The organism is Terrisporobacter othiniensis (assembly GCF_000808015.1).
In the GTDB taxonomy this organism is placed as follows: Bacteria; Bacillota; Clostridia; order Peptostreptococcales; family Peptostreptococcaceae; genus Terrisporobacter; species Terrisporobacter muris.
This window is the reverse complement of record NZ_JWHR01000055.1, coordinates 1-2322: the sequence shown is the minus strand read 5'-3', so window position 1 is coordinate 2322 and position 2322 is coordinate 1. Positions and strand designations below refer to the sequence as shown.

The window sequence follows — 2322 nt, the reverse complement described above, 5'->3', positions numbered from 1 at the left end:
ATAAATTCAATTAAACAAAGACGAAGAAAATAAAAAATATACAAAAAAGTATGTTTTGTATTTTGAAGAAGAAATTTTAAAAATTGTAAGAAAGTATAAAAAGAAAGATGATATTAAAATAATTTTTATAGTAAATTTATTGGGTGAATATAGATTAAATACTTATGAGATAAATGAATTTTTATTTAGCTGTTTAAATACAAAATCTAGCTATTTAAGAGTAGGGACTTTAAAATCTCTTTCTAAAATTGGAAATACAAAAAATTTCTTAAAATCATTAGAGTTTATATCTAATGAAGAAAAATATGTTAATAGTAAAATATTAATAGACATACTAGATATATTTAATGGAGATGTTGAAGAGTTAGACAAAGCATTATTATTAAAATTTGATATTTTTAACAAGTATATTCAAAAAAATATAATAGAGCATTTAAAAAATAGAAAAGTTGAGTTGGCAAAAGACAAAATCATAGATATTCTTAAAGATGAAAGTTTAGATAAAGAAGTTAGAATAAGTGCTATAAAATATTTCTCAAAAATACATTATAACCATGCTAAAGTAGAAATAAAAAAATTATTAAATCATGAAGAGTGGGAGTATAGAGCAATAAGTGCTTCCACACTAGGTAAGTATAAGGAAGAAGATGTTATTGAAGCATTGCTAGACAGTATAACTGATTATAACTGGTACGTAAGATATAATTCAGCAATATCTTTATTAAGTTTTGAAGAAGATAATATAATAAATAAAGCAATAGAAAAGAATGATAGGTATTCAATAGATATTTTACTTTATGCAATGCTTAACCAAGGAAAAATATCTTATGAAGAGTATTTGACAAAGATAGGAAAGTTAGAGGTAAGTCATACATGTTAAAGTTAATAATTGACGCTATAAATATATTCTTTTTTTACTATGTATTTATCTATGCAATAGTATTCTTTATCTCAACAATTTCTTCAGTATTAGAACTAAATGAAGATAGACATAAAAGAAAGTACTTTAATAAGTTATCTATAAAAAGTAATGAAAACTATGTGCCAGTTTCTATATTAGTACCTGCTTATAATGAAGAAAGTACAGTAGCTGACTGTATAGAATCATTAGCTCATCAGGATTATCCAGACTATGAAATAATAGTGATAGATGATGGATCAAGTGATAATACATCTTCTGTTGTTGTAGATAGATTCAACTTGAAAAAAGTAGCTAGACCAATAAGACGGTTAGTAAATTGTAGAAAAGAAGAAAGCATATATGAAGGTGTTATAAATAATAAAATAAAAATAACACTTGTAAAAAAAGAAAATGGTGGAAAAGCAGATGCTCTTAATATGGGGATAAACATTTCAAATTATCCACTATTTATATCACTTGATGCAGATTCAATATTACAAACGGATTCTTTAACTAATATTGTAATGCCATATATGGAGGATGATACTACTGTTGCAGTAGGTGGTAATATTAAAGTGTCAAACTCAGTAGTTTTAGATAATGGAGAGGTTGTAAAAATACTAACTCCCAAAAACTTATTTGTTATATTCCAAACTATTGAATACTTTAGGGTATTTTTAACTACAAGGGTTTGGTTTAATAAATTTAATGGAAATTTAATTATTTCAGGAGCTTTTGGATTATTCAAAAAAAGTGCAGCTATTAATGTAGGTGGATATGATACTAATACCATAGGAGAAGATATGGATTTAGTGCTTAAATTACATTCTTTTTATAGGAAGAATAAATTGCCATATAGTATAAAATATTCACATAAAGCAATATGCTGGTCACAAGTACCTGACAATTACAATGACTTAAAAGGTCAAAGAAGGCGTTGGCACATTGGGCTTATAACAAGTTTATATACACATAAATATATATTTCTAAATCTAAAGTACGGATTAGTAGGAGTATTCTCATTTTTATACTTTGTAATTTTTGAGATGTTATCTTGTATTATAGATGTATTTGGATTATTACTAATTGTAGTTTCATACTTCTTAGGATTTTTAAATATAGACTTTTTATTTACATTTTTAATTGTATATATAGGATATGGTGTAGTAATTTCTATAGCATCTATAATATTGGAGAGCTATAGTTTTAGAAATACATTAAACTTTAAATCTGTATTTGTATATACAATCTTTTCAGTGTTAGAAAGCTTTGGGTATAGACAAATTTGTGGATGGTTTAGACTTAGTGGTTTCTTTGGTTATAAAAAGAGAAAACATCAATGGTCTAAAATAAGTAGAAAAAGCCAAAATAAAATTGCTGATTCTGAAAATCTATAAAAATAGTTATAATAAATTTAATAG

The 2322-nt window shown here is 24.8% G+C and carries 2 protein-coding genes; both read left to right on the top strand.

Annotation, left to right across the window (positions count from 1 at the left end; translation table 11 throughout):
* Positions 1-55: 55 nt before the first annotated feature.
* Positions 56-880 carry a HEAT repeat domain-containing protein gene (locus tag QX51_RS05060; protein ID WP_039678817.1) on the top strand — a complete coding sequence of 275 codons (825 nt, stop codon included), beginning with the start codon at positions 56-58 and terminating at the stop codon, positions 878-880.
* Complete coding sequence (locus QX51_RS05055; RefSeq protein WP_039678816.1) at positions 874-2298, top strand: glycosyltransferase family 2 protein; 1425 nt, start codon at positions 874-876, stop codon at positions 2296-2298. Before QX51_RS05060 ends, QX51_RS05055 begins: the two co-directional genes overlap by 7 nt.
* Positions 2299-2322: the final 24 nt, after the last annotated feature.